The following is a 16706-nucleotide window of genomic DNA, read 5'->3' on the forward strand; positions in this document are numbered from 1 at the left end:
GGTATCATAAAAAAAGGCTGGATAGATATCCAGCCTGATTTGCGATTATCGTAAGCGCCCTCGCGCCAGATTGAGCCGGGTCTCGCTGATCTGAGCGGCATTCTGGCTGACATGGCAATGGGTGATGGCGATCGCCAGCGCATCCGCCGCATCCGCCTGCGGATTGGCAGGCAGCTTGAGCAAGGTGCGCACCATGTGCTGGACCTGACTCTTTTCAGCGCTGCCAATGCCGACAACCGTCTGCTTAACCTGGCGGGCGGCGTATTCAAACACCGGTAGCGACTGATTGGTTGCCGCCACGATCGCCACCCCGCGCGCCTGCCCGAGCTTTAACGCCGAGTCGGCATTCTTGGCCATAAAGACCTGCTCAATGGCGAAAAAGTCGGGCTGGAACTGGGTGATGATCTCCGTCACCCCGGCGTAGATCAGCTTCAGCCGCGACGGCAGATCGTCCACTTTGGTGCGGATACAGCCGCTGCCAAGGTAGCTCAGCTGCCGGCCGACCTGACGGATCACGCCATAACCGGTAACGCGCGACCCCGGGTCAATGCCGAGAATAATAGCCATCACGCGCCTCCGGTGAACCGTGGATGCGGCTGCATCACAGGGTGGCTGCGACCTCGTCGGAGATCTCGCCGTTATGGTACACTTCCTGCACGTCGTCGCAGTCTTCGAGCATATCGATCAGACGCAGCAGCTTCGGCGCCGTCTCAGCATCCATATCCGCTTTGGTGGACGGGATCATCGAGACTTCAGCAGCGTCGGCTTTCAGGCCAGCGGCTTCCAGCGCGTCGCGCACGGCGCCCATCTCTTCCCATGCGGTGTAGACGTCGATCGCGCCGTCGTCATAGGTCACCACGTCTTCAGCGCCAGCTTCCAGCGCCGCTTCCATGATAGTGTCTTCATCGCCTTTCTCGAAGGAGATGACGCCTTTTTTGCTGAACAGGTAGGAGACAGAACCGTCGGTGCCGAGATTACCACCGGTTTTAGTGAAGGCGTGACGCACTTCCGCAACGGTACGGTTACGGTTGTCGGACAGACATTCCACCATCACCGCGGTGCCGCCAGGGCCATAGCCTTCGTAAATGATGGTTTCCATGTTCGCGTCTTCATCGCCGCCGACGCCGCGCGCGATGGCGCGGTTCAGAGTGTCGCGGGTCATGTTGTTAGACAGCGCTTTATCCACCGCCGCACGCAGACGCGGGTTGGACGCCGGATCGCCGCCGCCCAGACGCGCTGCGGTAACCAGTTCGCGAATGATTTTCGTAAAGATTTTACCGCGCTTGGCATCCTGTGCCGCTTTGCGATGTTTGGTGTTGGCCCATTTACTATGACCTGCCATAAAAAACTCTCCAAAAAGCGCGCCCTTTCAGGCGGCGTTAATTACAAATTCTTCAATCGCCTGCCGGTTGCTCCACGACTTGGTCAGCGCAGCGGCTTCCGTCGCGCTGACCCAGCGGTAGGCCAGATGTTCGGTAAAGGTAATTTCCCGCTCATGAGGCAGCGCAAGACAGAACCAGAATTCCGTATTTCGCTCCACTCCCGGCGCATAGCGATGACGCAAATGAGAAAAGATCTCAAACTCCACCGTGCGCTGACAGTCGATTAAGGTCAGTTGCTCGCAGGCAACGTCAATGGCGACCTCTTCCTTTACTTCACGCGCGGCAGCCTGCAGCGCGGTCTCTCCTGCTTCCAGGCTGCCGGTGACCGACTGCCAGAACGCGGGATCGTCGCGCCGCTGCAACATCAGCACCCGTTTCGTATCTTCGGCGTAAATCACCACCAGCACCGAAACGGGCAGCTTAAATGACATATTACTTGTTCTCCAGAGACACTTTTGCCTCTTTCTCCACAACCTGAATACCCAGTTCACCGAGCGCCGCCGGATTGGCGAAGCTTGGCGCTTCGGTCATCAGGCAGGCGGCCGCGGTGGTTTTCGGGAAAGCGATAACGTCGCGGATGTTATCGGTACCGGTCAGCAGCATGGTCAGACGGTCAAGACCGAACGCCAGGCCCGCATGCGGCGGGGTACCGTATTTCAGCGCATCGAGCAGGAAGCCGAATTTTTCACGCTGCTCTTGCTCGTTAATGCCCAGAATACCAAATACCGTCTGCTGCATGTCGCCGCGGTGGATACGCACCGAACCGCCGCCGACTTCATAACCGTTAATCACCATATCGTAGGCGTTGGCCACGGCCTCTTCCGGCGCGGCTTTCAGCTCGTCCGCCGTCATATCTTTCGGCGAGGTGAACGGATGGTGCATCGCCGTCAGGCCGCCTTCGCCGTCGTCTTCGAACATCGGGAAGTCGATCACCCACAGCGGCGCCCATTTGCTCTCGTCAGTCAGGCTCAGGTCTTTACCCAGCTTCAGACGCAGCGCGCCCAGCGCGTCGGCCACCACTTTCTTATTATCGGCGCCGAAGAAGATCATGTCTCCGTCCTGCGCGCCGGTGCGGTCAAGGATCGCTTCCACGATTTCAGCGGTGAGGAATTTGGCCACCGGGCTGTTGATCCCGTCCATGCCTTTGGCACGCTCGGTCACTTTAATATAGGCCAGCCCCTTCGCGCCGTAGATCTTCACAAAGTTGCCGTATTCGTCAATCAGCTTGCGGGTCAGAGAAGCCCCGCCCGGAACGCGCAGCGCCGCCACACGCCCTTTCGGATCGTTGGCCGGGCCGGCAAAGACCGCGAACTCCACCGATTTCAGCAGGTCGGCGACGTCCACCAGCTCCATCGGGTTACGCAGATCCGGTTTATCGGAACCGTAGCGACGTTCGGCTTCGGCGAAGGTCATGATCGGGAAATCGCCCAGGTCGACGCCTTTAATCTCCAGCCACAGCTGACGCACCATCGCTTCCATGATCTCACGCACCTGCGGCGCGGTCATAAAGGAGGTTTCCACGTCGATCTGGGTAAATTCAGGCTGACGGTCGGCACGCAGGTCTTCATCGCGGAAGCATTTGACGATCTGATAGTAGCGGTCGAAGCCGGACATCATCAGCAGCTGTTTAAACAGCTGCGGCGACTGCGGCAGCGCGTAGAATTTGCCTTTATGCACGCGGGAAGGCACGAGGTAATCGCGGGCGCCTTCCGGGGTGGCTTTGGTCAGCATCGGGGTTTCGATGTCGAGGAAGCCATGGTCATCCATAAAGCGGCGCACAAAGCTGGTGATTTTCGCGCGGGTCTTCAGACGCTGCGCCATTTCCGGACGACGCAGGTCGAGGTAGCGGTATTTCAGACGCGCTTCTTCGGTGTTGACGTGATTGGAGTCCAGCGGCAGCGATTCTGAGCGGTTAATGATCGTCAGATCGGAAGCCAGCACTTCGATAGCGCCGGTGGCCATGTCCGCGTTGATGTTTTTCTCTTCACGCGCGCGAACGGTGCCAGTGACCTGAATGCAGAACTCATTACGCAGTTCAGAGGCTAACTTCAACGCATCCGCACGATCCGGATCGAAAAACACCTGAACGATGCCTTCGCGGTCGCGCATATCGATAAAAATGAGGCTACCGAGATCGCGACGGCGGTTGACCCAACCACACAGAGTCACCTGCTGCCCAACGTGGGACTGTCGAAGCTGTCCGCAATATTCTGTACGCATGAGATATCCCTTAACTTAGCCGTCGGCGGATTGTCGTCTGCCCTGCAGGCGACGAGGTCGCAGCTTTAGCTGATGTCACAACTGAATGAAAAAAGGCGGCTATTATACTGGAAATTCTGTCGTTCGATAAGTCCGACGCACGATGTACGCTGCTTTGCTGCGCGCTTAACGTCCACACTCACATAAATTAACAAAATTTGTTACCCTTTTGCTGAAGCCGCAAAGGTATTGTAGCCGCCTGACAACAGATGAAGATACGGGGATACCATGTTAGAACTCAATGCGAAAAACACGGCGCTGGTGGTGATCGATCTGCAGGAAGGCATTCTGCCTTTCGCCGGCGGCCCACATCGGGCTGACGAGGTGGTGGCGCGCGCCGCTCGCCTGGCAGACAAATGCCGGCAACAGGGTTCGCCGGTGATCATGGTCCGCGTCGGCTGGTCGGCCGATTTCGCCGAAGCGCTGAAACAGCCTGTCGACGCTCAGGCCGGGGCGCATACGCTGCCTGAGAACTGGTGGGCCTATCCGGCCGCGCTAGGTAAACAAGAGCGCGATATCGAAGTGACCAAACGCCAGTGGGGCGCGTTCTATGGCACCGACCTTGAGCTTCAGCTGCGCCGCCGCGGTATCGACACCATTATTCTCTGCGGCATCTCCACCAACATCGGTGTCGAATCCACCGCCCGCAACGCCTGGGAGCTGGGCTTTAACCTGGTCATCGCCGAAGATGCCTGCAGCGCCGCCTCCGCCGAACAGCATCAGGGCAGCATGACGCATATTTTCCCGCGCATCGGCCGCGTGCGCAGCACCGAGGAGATCCTCGCCGCGTTATGATTTATATTGGGCTTCCCCAGTGGTCGCACCCGAAATGGGTGCGCCTTGGCATCACCAGCCTTGAAGAGTACGCCCGCCACTTCAATTGCGTCGAGGGCAACACCACCCTGTATGCGCTGCCCAAGCCGGAGATTGTCGCCCGCTGGTACGAGCAGACCCACGATGACTTCCGCTTCTGCTTTAAATTCCCGGCGACTATCTCGCACCAGGCCGCCCTGCGCCATTGCGACGAGTTAAGTAGTGAATTCTTCACCCGCCTGGCGCCGCTGGCCTCGCGCATCGGCCAGTACTGGCTGCAGCTGCCGGCGACCTTTGGTCCTCGCGATCTCCCCGCGCTATGGCACTTTCTCGATGGGCTACCGAAGGATTTCACCTACGGCGTCGAAGTTCGTCACCCCGAGTTCTTCGCCAAAGGGGAAGCGGAACAGCAGCTCAACCGCGGGCTGCACCAGCGCAACGTCAACCGCGTGATCCTCGACAGCCGCCCGGTCCACAGCGCCGCGGCCACCAGTCCGGCGATGATCGACGCGCAACAAAAGAAACCGAAGGTGCCGGTGCATGCAGTGATGACCGCCCGGCAGCCAATGGTGCGCTTTATTGGCGGCGACGATATGGTCCATAATCGGGAACTGTTTCGCGTCTGGCTGCAGACGCTGCCGAAATGGCATCAGTCGGGGACGCCGTGGCTGTTCCTCCATACCCCCGACATTGCTTACGCGCCGGCGCTGGTGGATACCCTGTGGGGCGATCTGCGCGCTGCCCTGCCGGCGCTAGGAAATGCGCCGTCGATTCCGCAGCAATCTTCTCTTTTCTGATATCCTGCTATCATATCCGGAGCCATCTGCCAGAGTTAAAGGGAGTTTTCGTATGGTCAGCGCGCTGTATGCCGTTTTAGGTGCGTTATTGTTAGTGAAGTTCTCATTTGACGTGGTGCGTTTGCGCACCCAATACCATGTAGGCTATGGCGACGGCGGCTTCAGCGAGCTGCAGGTCGCCATCCGCGTTCACGGCAATGCCGTCGAATATGTGCCGATTGGCCTCATTTTGCTGTTATTTATGGAGATGAACGGCGCCCAGACCTGGATGGTGCACGTTTGCGGCATTTTATTGATCCTCGGACGACTGATGCACTCCTGGGGTTTTCATCACCGTGTCTACCACTGGCGCCGCTCCGGCATGAGCGCCACCTGGTGCGCGTTGTTGCTGATGGTGCTGGCCAATCTCTGGTATATGCCCTGGGAGTTGGTTTTCTCCCTCCGTTAGCGCACAATACGCCGTTTTCGTTTTTTCGGGTTTAACGTTATGTCTCACCGCGATACGCTTTTTTCCGCGCCGATTGCCAGCCTCGGCGACTGGACCTTTGATGAACGGGTTGCTGAAGTCTTCCCCGATATGATCCAGCGTTCTGTGCCTGGCTACTCCAATATCATCTCGATGATCGGCATGCTGGCCGAGCGCTTCGTTCAGCCCCACACCCAGGTTTACGATCTTGGCTGTTCGCTGGGCGCCGCCACTCTTTCCGTGCGCCGCAATATTAGCCACCCGGGCTGCCGCATTATCGCCATCGATAACTCCCCGGCGATGGTGGAGCGCTGCCGTCGCCATATTGACGCCTATAAAGCACCGACGCCGGTCGAGGTGATTGAAGGGGATATCCGCGATGTGGCCATTGAAAACGCCTCGCTGGTGATCCTGAACTTTACCATTCAGTTCCTTGAGCCGGGCGATCGCCAGGCGATCCTCAATAAAGTCTATCAGGGGCTGAATCCCGGCGGCGCGCTGGTGCTCTCGGAGAAATTTAGCTTCGAAGACGCCCACGTCGGCGAGCTGCTGTTCAATATGCATCATGACTTTAAGCGCGCGAACGGCTACAGCGAGCTGGAGATCAGTCAAAAACGCAGCATGCTGGAAAATGTAATGCTGACCGACTCTGTGGAAACCCATAAAAAACGCCTGCGTCAGGCTGGGTTCGAACATGCCGAACTGTGGTTCCAGTGCTTTAACTTTGGCTCGCTGGTGGCAGTAAAATCCGGGGAGCAGGCATGATCGACTTCAGTAACTTCTATCAGCTGATCGCCAAAAGCCCGCTGTCTCACTGGCTGGAGACGCTGCCTGCCCAGGTAGCCGCCTGGCAGCGCGAGGCCCTGCACGGCAAGTTTCGCGAATGGGAGCGCGCCGTTGAGTTTCTTCCGGAATTAACGCCCTGGCGTCTGGACCTCCTGCACAGCGTCACCGCCGAAAGCGAAACGCCGCTCAGCGAAGGCCATCGGCTGCGGATAGAAAATCTGCTGAAAAACCTGATGCCATGGCGCAAAGGGCCTTATTCGCTGTACGGCATCAACATCGATACCGAATGGCGCTCCGACTGGAAATGGGAGCGCGTCCTGCCGCACCTGTCCGATCTTAGCGGACGAACCATCCTCGACGTGGGCTGCGGCAGCGGCTATCACATGTGGCGGATGATCGGCGCCGGCGCGCATCTGGCGGTCGGCATCGATCCCACCCAGCTGTTCCTGTGTCAGTTTGAAGCGGTACGTAAGCTCCTCGGCAACGACCAGCGGGCGCATCTCCTGCCGCTGGGCATCGAGCAGTTGCCGGCGCTGGAGGCCTTCGACACCGTGTTCTCGATGGGCGTGCTCTACCACCGCCGCTCGCCGCTGGATCATCTGTGGCAGCTGAAAGATCAGCTGGCGCCGGGAGGCGAGCTGGTGCTGGAGACGCTGGTGGTCGAAGGGGATGAAAATACGGTGCTGGTTCCGGGCGACCGTTATGCGCAGATGCGCAACGTCTATTTTATCCCCTCGGCGGCGGCCCTGAAAATGTGGCTGGAGAAGTGCGGATTTATCGATGTGCGCATCGTCGACGCCTGCGTCACCTCGACGGAGGAGCAGCGGCGCACAGAATGGATGACCAGCGAATCGCTGGCCGATTTCCTCGACCCGCGAGATCAGCGCAAAACCGTGGAAGGCTATCCGGCGCCATTACGGGCTGTGATCATTGCCACTAAACCGGAAACCCAGCAGTCGCTGGCAAAAAAAGCGAGATAAAAAAAGGCCCCTGTTTAATGGGCAGGGGCCTGGTACGGGCAATCATCATATTGGGCGACATGATGTGCAGCAAAAACCGTTTAACTTCTGTTAGCGGAAATTATCTTTTTCATCTCCGCCACCGCTGCGCCATTCACGGCGTAGCGTCTGTATTCGTCCGCATCGGGATCAGCTGACATCGAAACGCCTGGATGACGAAAGCGCATTTCCGATGGCAACCACTGGCCTGCAGAGCTATGAACCTCTTTCACCCCCGCCTGCAGAAACAGCGGCAGGTTCGCGGCGCGCACTCCCGCACCGGCCATAATGATTGGAGTATCCCCTGCGGCAATAAGTTCCGTAATTAATGAAATACCTTTCTCCGCCGAGGATTGCTGACCGGAAGTCAGGATACGTTTAACCCCCAGCTCACCCAGCGTCTCCCAGGCCTGACGCGGGTCGGCGCACAGATCGAACGCGCGATGAAAGGTCACCGCCAGCGGCCCGGCCGCAGCCATTATTTTTTTCATCCGCGGGATATCGACCTGACCATCGACATCCAGTACGCCGGTCACCAGCCCGGGAAAGCCGAGCTCCCGCACCATGCGGATGTCGCTAAGCATCGCGGCGAACTCCTCTTCGGTATAGCAGAAGTCGCCGCCACGCGGGCGGATAATCGGATGCACCGGGAGAGTAATCGCCTCGCGGACCGAGACCAGCACCCCGTAAGAGGGGGTTAATCCCCCTTCCTGCGGCGCGGCGCAGAGTTCAATACGATCGGCGCCGCAGCGCTCAGCTTCCCGGGCGCACGCCATGCTGTAACAACAAACTTCCAGTACCGCCATTCCTCACTCCCTGATCCAGACAACTTTCTTAGCATGTCATGATTTCACGCGGCAGACGCCGCGCAGCTTCACACTGTTACGTATCGGCTTGCTCGCTGGCGACGATTTGTTCAATAGACCACGGATGAAATTTGACCGTCACGCTGCCGTCGGTGACCGCCAGGGTGGGATTAGGCAGGCGCTCGTGTTCCCCTTTCGGCGAGCTGGTTTTGACGACGATCCCCGGCTGGCTGAGTCCGTCATCGGCCAGCAGCGCCAGAGCGCGGGCATTTAAGGTAGCCGGATCGCCGGGCAGGACAATTTCGATATGCTCCCAGCCTTCATGGGGATAGCGCTTTTCACCCGGCCACGGCAGCTCAACGATATGGAAGCGCCAGTGCGCCACGCAGACCGGCTCCGCCAGTTTAAACAGGCAGATAGGCCGGCCGTTGATTATATTCTCCGACAGCAGAGTGCCGCACTGCGCCAGACCGCTGCGCCAGCGCTCCGCGGTAGCGTTCTGATGACAGCGCAGGGAGATATGGTCGGCGTCGAGTCCGCCGATCTCCAGTCCCACTCGCGCAGCGAAGCGCTGCAGCGCATCGGAAAATCGCGGGAGATCCGCCGTAATATCGGCCAGTTGTTCAATCTGCTGCCAGTTCGCCATGGGTTTGCTCGTCAATTAGGTTCGTCAATAATAAAAAGGCTAATCTACCGTGTTTCCGGCCGCGGACCAACCGCCACCCTGCCGATGCGTGACTGACCGGCGATGGATTGCCCACGCCGCCGGGCCGCGCGCGATGCTGACGGACGGGGACAAATGCAGTATACTCCCGCCCTAATTTGTCCACATTCCGGCGCCGCCTCCCTCGGGGGCTGGCGCATTACACGTAAGGTATTCCGGTGAATATTCAGGCTCTTCTCTCAGAAAAAGTCAGCCAGGCCCTGATCGCGGCAGGCGCGCCTGCCGATTGCGAACCTCAGGTCCGCCAGTCAGCAAAAGTTCAGTTCGGTGACTATCAGGCCAACGGCGTGATGGCTGTCGCCAAAAAACTGGGCATGGCGCCGCGACAACTTGCAGAGCAGGTACTGTCTCATCTTGACCTCAACGGCATTGCCAGCAAGGTTGAAATCGCCGGGCCGGGCTTTATCAATATTTTCCTTGACCCCGCGTTCCTGGCGGACAACGTCAACCGCGCGCTGCAGTCCGAACGCCTGGGCGTCGCCACGCCGCAGGTACAGACCATCGTCGTCGACTACTCGGCGCCGAACGTGGCGAAAGAGATGCACGTCGGCCATCTGCGTTCGACCATCATTGGCGATGCCTCGGTCCGTACCCTGGAGTTTCTTGGCCATAAGGTGATCCGCGCCAACCACGTCGGCGACTGGGGCACCCAGTTCGGCATGCTGATCGCGTATCTGGAAAAACAGCAGCAGGAAAACGCCGGTGAAATGGCCCTGGCCGACCTCGAAGGTTTCTATCGCGAAGCGAAAAAACACTACGACGAAGACGAAGCCTTCGCCGAGCGCGCACGCAGCTACGTGGTTAAGCTGCAGGGCGGCGATGAGTACTTCCTGCAGATGTGGCGTAAGCTGGTCGACATCACCATGTCGCAGAACCAGATCACCTACGATCGCCTGAATGTGACGCTGACCCGCGATGACGTGATGGGCGAAAGCCTGTACAACCCGATGCTGCCGGGGATCGTCGCCGATCTGAAAGCCAAAGGGCTGGCCGTTGAGAGCGAAGGCGCCACCGTGGTGTTCCTTGATGAGTATAAAAACAAGGAAGGCGAACCGATGGGCGTCATCATCCAGAAAAAGGATGGCGGCTACCTCTATACCACCACCGATATCGCCTGTGCGAAGTATCGCTATGAAACGCTGCACGCCGACCGCGTGCTCTACTACATCGACTCCCGTCAGCACCAGCACCTGATGCAGGCGTGGACCATCGTGCGCAAGGCAGGCTATGTGCCGGACTCCGTGCCGCTGGAGCACCATATGTTCGGCATGATGCTGGGTAAAGACGGCAAGCCGTTTAAAACCCGCGCCGGCGGCACCGTGAAGCTGGCGGATCTGCTGGACGAAGCGCTGGAGCGCGCGCGTCGCCTGGTGGCCGAGAAGAACCCGGAGATGTCCGCTGATGAGCTGGAAAATCTGGCGAAAGTGGTGGGTATCGGCGCGGTGAAATATGCCGACCTGTCGAAAAACCGCACCACCGACTACGTTTTCGACTGGGATAATATGCTGGCGTTCGAAGGCAACACCGCGCCGTATATGCAGTATGCCTATACCCGCGTGCTCTCCGTGTTCCGCAAAGCCGGCATTGACGAAAACGCCCTCACCGACGCGCCGGTGGTGATTGCAGAAGATCGCGAAGCCCAGCTGGCCGCGCGCCTGCTGCAGTTTGAAGAGACCCTCTCCGTGGTCGCTCGCGAAGGGACGCCGCACGTGATGTGCGCCTACCTCTACGATCTGGCGGGCCTGTTCTCCGGTTTCTACGAGCACTGCCCGATCCTCAGCGCGGAGAGCGAAGCGACCCGCAACAGCCGCCTGAAGCTGGCGCTGCTGACGGCGAAAACCCTCAAGCTGGGTCTTGATACCCTCGGTATCGAAACCGTCGAGCGTATGTAAAACCAACCCGGCGAAAGCCGGGTTAATTTTTTCAGGCGCCGCGCCAGCGGGCTCTCTTGCTCAGAAATACTTGCGCAGATACTCGGTCAGACAGAGGATCGCCATCGCCTGGCCGTAGGGCATCGAGGTGAGTGGGATCTGGCGATAGAAATCGAGGTCTGACCCCATTCCGGTGCCAAAGGAAGTCTGCAGCAGCTCCCCCTGCGGCGATATATTCTGCACAATTCCGCGAATCGCTTTTTCTGCCACCCCGGCATAGTGCTGCCCGACATATCGCTTGCGCACCGCTTTAAGTATGCCGTAGGCAAAGCCGGCGGTCGCCGAAGCCTCAGGATAAGAGTGCGGGTCGTCCAGCAGGGTATGCCACAGGCCGCTGTCATCCTGGCATTTCGCTAAAGCGGCAATTTGCGCGTTCAGCACCTCGGTCAGATAGCGCCGTACCGCATTCCCTTCTGGAAGATCCACTAACTCAAGAAAATCCGGGATCACCATGGTTAGCCAGCTGTTGCCCCGTGCCCAGCGCGCCCGGGCAAAGTTATGCCGACCGTCATAGCTCCAGCCGTGAAACCACAGTCCGGTTTCCCGGTCCATCAGGTTTTGCACATGAAGCAGGAACTGATAGGTCGCCTCCTCCACATAATGCGGACGGTGAAGCAGCTTGCCTATTTTGGCTAACGGCAACACGGTCATCATCAGCGTGTCATCCCACATTTGCTGGTGGTTCTCTTCCGCCAGGGTGATGTGCTGCATACCGCCCTGCTCGGTACGCGGCATCTCATACATCGCCCACTCCGCCCAGCTCTCCAGCCACGGCAGATACGCCTTACATCCGGTCTCTTCAAAGCGATAAGCCAGGGTCAGGAACGGCGCCATGGTGTTGACGTTTTTGGTCGTTGCCCCCTCGGCGAAGCGGTCGGCAAACCAGCGGTCGATGATATCGCGCATCTCGATATCGCCGGTTTGCTGATAATACTGATAGATGCCGTACAGTCCGACGCCGTGGGTCCACTCCCAGCCGGCCCAGCCTTTGGTATCAATAACGCGCCCGTCATCCAGGCGCAGTAAAAATTGCCCGCTCTCATCCTTAATATTCACCAGGTTTTGCGTCACGTTGCGGATCAGCGCCTGCAGTTCGCTGCGGGCGATAAAACGCTCAGGCTGACAGAGTAATGGGCTATGTTTGACCGGCCAAACTTTCATGTTGTTAACCTCGGGTATATGTCGAATTCAAAGCGCCGCCCTGGGTGAGCGCCGGGGCAGCAGGTTTATGACGATTCAGATAGCCAATATTGTTATTCCCCCACAGGCAGTCGTAGGGCATCCCCGCCAGCATCTCGACCACCGCGCGGTGTTCCGCACTGGTCAGCTCCGGCCGGGCGTGACCGCTTTCGCGCATTCTGAGGGTTTCGCTGCGCAGGACGCTGTGGGTGTGCAGATTGAGTTTGAAGCGCAGTGAAACGAGGAAGCCGCAGGCTAACACCACCAATGTACCGACGCTGAGGATCAGCAGAATGGTATGGCTGACCCCTTCAGGCTGTATTTTTTGCCCGGAGACAAACCCCGACAGTTGCATAATGATGCCCACCAGCATCACCGCCCCCGCCTGCGAGGCTTTGCGGGTCAGGGTCATGATGCCGGCAAAAATCCCCTCCCGGCGCTGGCCGGTGATCGCTTCGTCGACGTCGGCAATATAGGTGTAGGTATTCCACGGCACGTAGTTAATCCCGCCGCGTCCCAGTCCGGCGACAGCAGAGATGAGCAACAATAATGAATAGACGTCGCTCAGTCCGGCGTAATAGAGCAGCGCATAGGAGAGCGAACTCAGGCCAAAGAGGACCACCACCATGCGGTACGACGGCGCGGGGCCAAAGCGAATGCACAGCGGGATCATGGCGATCACGGCAATAAACTGGAAAATCGCCATCGTCCCCAGCAGATTCGAGGCGACAGAAGCTTCCTGCATCAGAACAAAGACCACGTAGTAGGTAAACACGGCATTGAAGACGTCCTGGGCGATATAGCCCCCCAGATACATGCCGAGGTGCTGGCGGAAAATTTTTATCCGCAGCGTAGAGCTCAGCTCAATCACCAGGCGATTGAGGCTCTGGGCGAGAGTGAGGTTCTGTTTTTCCGCTTCCGCCCGCAGCGCCGCCTCTGACCAGGCCTCACGCGGCCGCTCCCAGGTGAAACACCAGACGAAGGTCAGCATCACCGCGCACAGGACCGAGAACACCAGACTGGCATAAAAGAACGAGCTGGCATTATCTTTGCCGAGCCAGGTAAGGAGGATCCCCGGCAAAAAGGAGGCTAAAATCGCCGACATTTGCGCCATTGAGATGCGCGCGCCGGAGAATTTGGTTTTCTGTTTAAAGTCATCGGTCATCTCCGGCACCAGCGTCTCGTAGGGCACCAGAATCATGGTGTAGACCATATCAAACAGCAGATAGGTGACCAGGTAGTACCAGAATCCCATCTCGCCGACCCACATCGCCGAGTAGCTGAATACGCAGGGGATGCCGAGCAGAATAAAGAATTTTCTGCGGCCGAAGCGCTTGCCGAGCCAGGTGGTGCCGAAGTTATCGGTGAGAAAGCCCATCAGCGGGCTCACCACCGCATCCAGTACGCGGGCGGAAGCGAATATAAGCGTGGCTTCTATCGGGGAGAGTCCGCAGAAGGTGGTGTAAAAGTAGAGCAGCCATGCGGCGGTTAGCGCCGTGGTGCCGGCGCCGAGAAAATCGCCCGCGCCGTAGGCCAGGTAGTTAGCCAGTCCAATCTTTCGTGTTTTCATCGCCGTGATCCTGTGTCTTTTTTTAAGAGAACGCCGACAATCTTTCCGGATTTGCCACCGGAAGGGAGTGGGTACCTGGCTACACTAAAAGCAGTGAAACGACGTTACCTTTGTGTTTTTGCCACGGAAGAACCGCCGATGGCAAAATGACAAAGAGACGATGTCTCAACTTCACTCATTTATAAAACAGCATTTCTTTTAAATAAAAAATTAGGTTCATTTATGTGATCTTGTCGGGGAAACACGGACTGGCGAAGAGCGTCGCAAATCACGGGAGCGGCCCTTGCGTAGCAGGGTAAACAGGAGTAAAGAAAGAAAGGGTTATTCCGCGTATCTCAAGGAGGCCAGATGCCTTATTCACATCTGCTGGTTGCCGTCGCGCCAACGCCGGAGAGTCAGGTATTAATTAAAAAAGCGGTGTCAATTGCCCGCCCCGTGAACGCGAAAGTGAGCTTTATCACCCTCGCCACGGATCCGGAGCTGTATAACCAGTTCGCCGCGCCGATGATGGAAAATCTGCGCGAGGTGATGCAGGAAGAGACGCGTGATTTTCTCAACGAGCTGGCGCGTCACGCGGACTACCCGATAGAAAAAATGACCATCGCCTGCGGCGAACTGGGCCATCATATTAAGGACTTCTGCCGGTCACACCAGGTCGATCTGGTGATCTGCGGCAATCATAATCATTCCCTTTTTTCGCGCGCCACCTGCTCGGCGAAAAATATCGTCGGCAGCTGCGGCGTCGATGTCCTGCTGGTTTCCCTTGAAAAGGGCTAACGCCGGTTAGCCCTTTTCCTGAACTAGGCCAGTTTAGGGAACGTGGCTATCTTCCCCCGCAGGCGGCTCTCCTCGCTGCGCGGCGAAATATGCTGCAGATCGTCGACAAAGCGCGCCTGCCAGTTATGAATATCATTCTCTCTGATCACATCCAGCATCGCGGAATGACGGGCAATACGTTCCGCCAGCGGCATGCTTAGGGCGCGATCCAGCGCGGCAGCAACCTCGTCGCGATCGTAGGGATTGACGATCAGGGCGCTGTTCAGCTCTTGCGCCGCGCCGGCAAACTGCGACAGGACCAGTACGCCAGGGTTATCCGGATCTTGCGCCGCCACGTATTCCTTCGCCACCAGGTTCATGCCATCGCGCAGCGGCGTCACCAGCCCAACGTCAGAGTAGCGGAAGACCTTCATCAGCAGCTTACGGTCAAAATGCTGGTTCAGATAGTAAAGCGGAGTCCAGCCAAGCTGGCCGAACTGGCCATTGATGCGTCCGGCTGCGGTTTCCAGCTGGTGGCGGATATCCTGATAGGCCTGCACATCGCCGCGGGACGTCGGCGCGATCTGGGTATAACGGATCTTACCGTGATGCTGAGGATACTTTTCGAGCAGCGTCTCATAGGCGAGGAACCGCTCCGGCAACCCTTTCGAGTAGTCAAGGCGCTCCACTGAGAAGATATTCTTCACGTTTTTGAGCTCGTTTTTCAGCTGGACCAGCTTCGGCGGCAGCGGACCTTTGGCGTTGCGCGTAATCTCGTCCGGATCGATCCCTATCGGATAAACCTCGGTGCTAAACGCTTTACCCCACGCCTGATAGCGTTTGTCTCCGAGGTCGGAGAGTCGGGTCTGCATGGCAATGCTGTCGAGAAAGGCGGTTCTGTCGCTTTCAGTCTGGAAGCCCAACAGATCGTAGTCGCACAGTTGCTCCAGCAGCTCAGCGTGCGGCGGTAGCGCATTAAAAATCTCCGGCGTCGGGAAAGGAATATGCAAGAAGAAGCCGATGCGGTTGTTGACCCCGCGCTTGCGCAGTTCGCTGGCGAAGGGCAGCAGATGGTAATCATGGATCCACAACGTATCATCTGGCTCGATCAGCGGTAGAAGCTTGTCCGCCAGCATGGCGTTAACTCGCTGATATCCCTCCCAGGCTTCGCGCTGGAAGCTGACCAGATCAAGACGATAGTGGAAGGCCGGCCACAGCACGGCGTTAGAGAACTGGTTGTAGTATTCATCATGGTCACGTTCGTTAAGGTTGAACGATGCCCATGAAATATTTCCTCGGGAGACCTGCTTCAGCGGCTGCTGGTCATCGCCAATTTCGCCGCTCCAGCCAAACCACAGACCCCCTGCCGCTTTCAGTGCCCCCAGGATGCCGACGGCCAGACCGCCAGCGCTCGATTTTTTATCGTCCGGTAAGGCGATACGGTTAGAGACTACGACTAAACGACTCATGGTCATCCCTCCTTTCGGTTTGCGCGTCATACGCCAGATGTTGCAACCACGTCCTTACGGCGGCGGCATCCGCCAACCGCCAGTGCGCCTGAGTTTCCCCGGCGCCAACTTTTATCGACATTCCCTGCAGTTGATTCACCACGCTGAATCCCGCCTCGTCGGTCAAATCATCGCCGACAAAAACCGGTTCGCGACCGGCAAACGGCGCTTCCTGCATGAAGGCAGTGATCGCCTCCCCTTTGTTGACACCGCGGGGTTTAATCTCCACCACGCACTTGCCAAGCTGCAGCGCCAGCAGCGGGTAGCGCTGAACAATGCGCTGCGCCAGCTCCAGCACCGCGGTCTGCTGCTGCGGGGCCTGACGGTAGTGCAGCGCGAAGGCCATCTCTTTACTCTCCAGCTCGCACCCGGGGAGCGCCTGCAGTGCCGAGCTCAGCTCAGCCGCGATTTCATCCCGCAGGGCCGACGGCAGAGAGACAATATAGGTTTTACCATTGATATCACGGCGCTCGGCCCCGTGAACGCCGGCCAGCGGTAGCCGCCAGGGATGGGTCAGCGCGTCAAGTTCAGCCATTGAGCGCCCTGAAATCAATGCCACCGCCCCGCCCTGCTGCCGGGCCAGCGCGTTGAGCGCCTGCAGCGTGTTGTCGGGTATCACCACCTGATCGGGGTGCGGCTGGATATCGGCAAGAGTACCGTCGAGGTCAAAGAAAAAAGCGTAGTTTCCGGTTAGCGCAGGCGGTACAGATATCTGGTTATCCACCCTGTTT

At 58.2% G+C, this 16706-nt stretch carries 17 protein-coding genes; 7 read left to right on the top strand and 10 right to left on the bottom strand.

Annotation, left to right across the window (positions count from 1 at the left end; all coding sequences use genetic code 11):
- Positions 1 to 45: 45 nt before the first annotated feature.
- The 4 genes from ruvC to aspS are packed head-to-tail and all read right to left on the bottom strand — an operon-like array spanning position 46 to position 3602.
- Positions 46 to 567, bottom strand: a complete 522-nt coding sequence (gene ruvC, locus ABLU73_RS04030) for a crossover junction endodeoxyribonuclease RuvC (protein WP_004203412.1) — start codon at positions 565 to 567, stop codon at positions 46 to 48.
- Positions 568 to 601: 34 nt separating this feature from the next.
- Positions 602 to 1342, bottom strand: a complete 741-nt coding sequence (locus tag ABLU73_RS04035) for a YebC/PmpR family DNA-binding transcriptional regulator (RefSeq protein ID WP_002911459.1) — start codon at positions 1340 to 1342, stop codon at positions 602 to 604.
- Between the two features lie 27 nt (positions 1343 to 1369).
- The gene (gene nudB / locus ABLU73_RS04040) at positions 1370 to 1813 is read right to left on the bottom strand and encodes a dihydroneopterin triphosphate diphosphatase (RefSeq protein ID WP_002911477.1); all 444 of its coding nucleotides are present in this window, start codon (positions 1811 to 1813) and stop codon (positions 1370 to 1372) included.
- 1 nt (position 1814) lies between these two features.
- Complete coding sequence (gene aspS, locus ABLU73_RS04045) at positions 1815 to 3602, bottom strand: aspartate--tRNA ligase (protein WP_080846944.1); 1788 nt, start codon at positions 3600 to 3602, stop codon at positions 1815 to 1817.
- A 267-nt stretch (positions 3603 to 3869) separates the two neighbouring features.
- Between aspS and ABLU73_RS04050 the strand changes: the two genes are divergently transcribed.
- Genes ABLU73_RS04050 through cmoB form a run of 5 tightly spaced genes read left to right on the top strand, consistent with a single transcriptional unit; the run spans position 3870 to position 7483 of the window.
- Positions 3870 to 4436: a hydrolase gene (locus ABLU73_RS04050; RefSeq protein ID WP_017900220.1), complete on the top strand. Its 567-nt coding sequence runs from the start codon at positions 3870 to 3872 to the stop codon at positions 4434 to 4436.
- Entirely contained in the window at positions 4433 to 5251 is an 819-nt protein-coding gene (locus ABLU73_RS04055; protein ID WP_004203419.1) for a DUF72 domain-containing protein, read from the top strand. The genes ABLU73_RS04050 and ABLU73_RS04055 overlap by 4 nt, the downstream gene beginning before the upstream one ends.
- A gap of 52 nt (positions 5252 to 5303) precedes the next feature.
- Positions 5304 to 5699 (top strand): MAPEG family protein, encoded by a 396-nt coding sequence (locus ABLU73_RS04060; protein ID WP_004203421.1) that lies wholly within the window; start codon positions 5304 to 5306, stop codon positions 5697 to 5699.
- 39 nt (positions 5700 to 5738) lie between these two features.
- Positions 5739 to 6482: a carboxy-S-adenosyl-L-methionine synthase CmoA gene (cmoA, locus tag ABLU73_RS04065; RefSeq protein WP_004203422.1), complete on the top strand. Its 744-nt coding sequence runs from the start codon at positions 5739 to 5741 to the stop codon at positions 6480 to 6482.
- Positions 6479 to 7483, top strand: a complete 1005-nt coding sequence (gene cmoB / locus ABLU73_RS04070; RefSeq protein WP_017900222.1) for a tRNA 5-methoxyuridine(34)/uridine 5-oxyacetic acid(34) synthase CmoB — start codon at positions 6479 to 6481, stop codon at positions 7481 to 7483. Before cmoA ends, cmoB begins: the two co-directional genes overlap by 4 nt.
- Positions 7484 to 7563: 80 nt before the next feature.
- Here cmoB and cutC read toward each other — a convergent pair whose 3' ends face one another.
- Entirely contained in the window at positions 7564 to 8307 is a 744-nt protein-coding gene (gene cutC, locus ABLU73_RS04075) for a copper homeostasis protein CutC (RefSeq protein ID WP_022066256.1), read from the bottom strand.
- A 76-nt stretch (positions 8308 to 8383) separates the two neighbouring features.
- Positions 8384 to 8953 carry a VOC family protein gene (locus ABLU73_RS04080; RefSeq protein WP_017900224.1) on the bottom strand — a complete coding sequence of 190 codons (570 nt, stop codon included), beginning with the start codon at positions 8951 to 8953 and terminating at the stop codon, positions 8384 to 8386.
- A gap of 236 nt (positions 8954 to 9189) precedes the next feature.
- On the opposite strand from ABLU73_RS04080, the gene argS reads away from it, so the two are divergent.
- Positions 9190 to 10923: an arginine--tRNA ligase gene (gene argS / locus ABLU73_RS04085; RefSeq protein ID WP_004203428.1), complete on the top strand. Its 1734-nt coding sequence runs from the start codon at positions 9190 to 9192 to the stop codon at positions 10921 to 10923.
- Positions 10924 to 10983: 60 nt separating this feature from the next.
- Here the strand turns inward: argS and ABLU73_RS04090 are convergent, their stop codons facing one another.
- Both ABLU73_RS04090 and ABLU73_RS04095 read right to left on the bottom strand, forming a co-directional pair.
- Entirely contained in the window at positions 10984 to 12123 is a 1140-nt protein-coding gene (locus ABLU73_RS04090; RefSeq protein ID WP_004203430.1) for a glycoside hydrolase family 105 protein, read from the bottom strand.
- Positions 12124 to 12127: 4 nt separating this feature from the next.
- Complete coding sequence (locus ABLU73_RS04095) at positions 12128 to 13711, bottom strand: MFS transporter (protein ID WP_017900226.1); 1584 nt, start codon at positions 13709 to 13711, stop codon at positions 12128 to 12130.
- A gap of 348 nt (positions 13712 to 14059) precedes the next feature.
- Between ABLU73_RS04095 and uspC the strand changes: the two genes are divergently transcribed.
- Positions 14060 to 14488 (top strand): universal stress protein UspC, encoded by a 429-nt coding sequence (uspC, locus tag ABLU73_RS04100; RefSeq protein WP_004203433.1) that lies wholly within the window; start codon positions 14060 to 14062, stop codon positions 14486 to 14488.
- A gap of 23 nt (positions 14489 to 14511) precedes the next feature.
- Here the strand turns inward: uspC and otsA are convergent, their stop codons facing one another.
- On the bottom strand, positions 14512 to 15936 hold the full coding sequence (gene otsA / locus ABLU73_RS04105) for an alpha,alpha-trehalose-phosphate synthase (protein WP_004203435.1): 1425 nt from the start codon (positions 15934 to 15936) through the stop codon (positions 14512 to 14514).
- The gene (gene otsB, locus ABLU73_RS04110) at positions 15911 to 16699 is read right to left on the bottom strand and encodes a trehalose-phosphatase (protein WP_004203436.1); all 789 of its coding nucleotides are present in this window, start codon (positions 16697 to 16699) and stop codon (positions 15911 to 15913) included. The genes otsA and otsB overlap by 26 nt, the downstream gene beginning before the upstream one ends.
- Positions 16700 to 16706: the final 7 nt, after the last annotated feature.

Source organism: Klebsiella sp. GG_Kp175, assembly GCF_040062325.1.
Taxonomy (GTDB): domain Bacteria; phylum Pseudomonadota; class Gammaproteobacteria; order Enterobacterales; family Enterobacteriaceae; genus Klebsiella; species Klebsiella quasipneumoniae.

Excerpts from the sequence above, each read along its gene's own strand:
- uspC (WP_004203433.1), top strand. The coding sequence starts at position 14,060 with ATGCCTTATTCACATCTGCTGGTTGCCGTCGCGCCAACGCCGGAGAGT.
- nudB (WP_002911477.1), bottom strand. The coding sequence starts at position 1,813 with ATGTCATTTAAGCTGCCCGTTTCGGTGCTGGTGGTGATTTACGCCGAA.
- ABLU73_RS04055 (WP_004203419.1), top strand. The coding sequence starts at position 4,433 with ATGATTTATATTGGGCTTCCCCAGTGGTCGCACCCGAAATGGGTGCGC.
- cutC (WP_022066256.1), bottom strand. The coding sequence starts at position 8,307 with ATGGCGGTACTGGAAGTTTGTTGTTACAGCATGGCGTGCGCCCGGGAA.
- ruvC (WP_004203412.1), bottom strand. The coding sequence starts at position 567 with ATGGCTATTATTCTCGGCATTGACCCGGGGTCGCGCGTTACCGGTTAT.
- otsA (WP_004203435.1), bottom strand. The coding sequence starts at position 15,936 with ATGAGTCGTTTAGTCGTAGTCTCTAACCGTATCGCCTTACCGGACGAT.
- ABLU73_RS04035 (WP_002911459.1), bottom strand. The coding sequence starts at position 1,342 with ATGGCAGGTCATAGTAAATGGGCCAACACCAAACATCGCAAAGCGGCA.
- ABLU73_RS04060 (WP_004203421.1), top strand. The coding sequence starts at position 5,304 with ATGGTCAGCGCGCTGTATGCCGTTTTAGGTGCGTTATTGTTAGTGAAG.
- cmoB (WP_017900222.1), top strand. The coding sequence starts at position 6,479 with ATGATCGACTTCAGTAACTTCTATCAGCTGATCGCCAAAAGCCCGCTG.
- cmoA (WP_004203422.1), top strand. The coding sequence starts at position 5,739 with ATGTCTCACCGCGATACGCTTTTTTCCGCGCCGATTGCCAGCCTCGGC.
- aspS (WP_080846944.1), bottom strand. The coding sequence starts at position 3,602 with ATGCGTACAGAATATTGCGGACAGCTTCGACAGTCCCACGTTGGGCAG.
- ABLU73_RS04090 (WP_004203430.1), bottom strand. The coding sequence starts at position 12,123 with ATGAAAGTTTGGCCGGTCAAACATAGCCCATTACTCTGTCAGCCTGAG.
- ABLU73_RS04050 (WP_017900220.1), top strand. The coding sequence starts at position 3,870 with ATGTTAGAACTCAATGCGAAAAACACGGCGCTGGTGGTGATCGATCTG.
- ABLU73_RS04095 (WP_017900226.1), bottom strand. The coding sequence starts at position 13,711 with ATGAAAACACGAAAGATTGGACTGGCTAACTACCTGGCCTACGGCGCG.
- ABLU73_RS04080 (WP_017900224.1), bottom strand. The coding sequence starts at position 8,953 with ATGGCGAACTGGCAGCAGATTGAACAACTGGCCGATATTACGGCGGAT.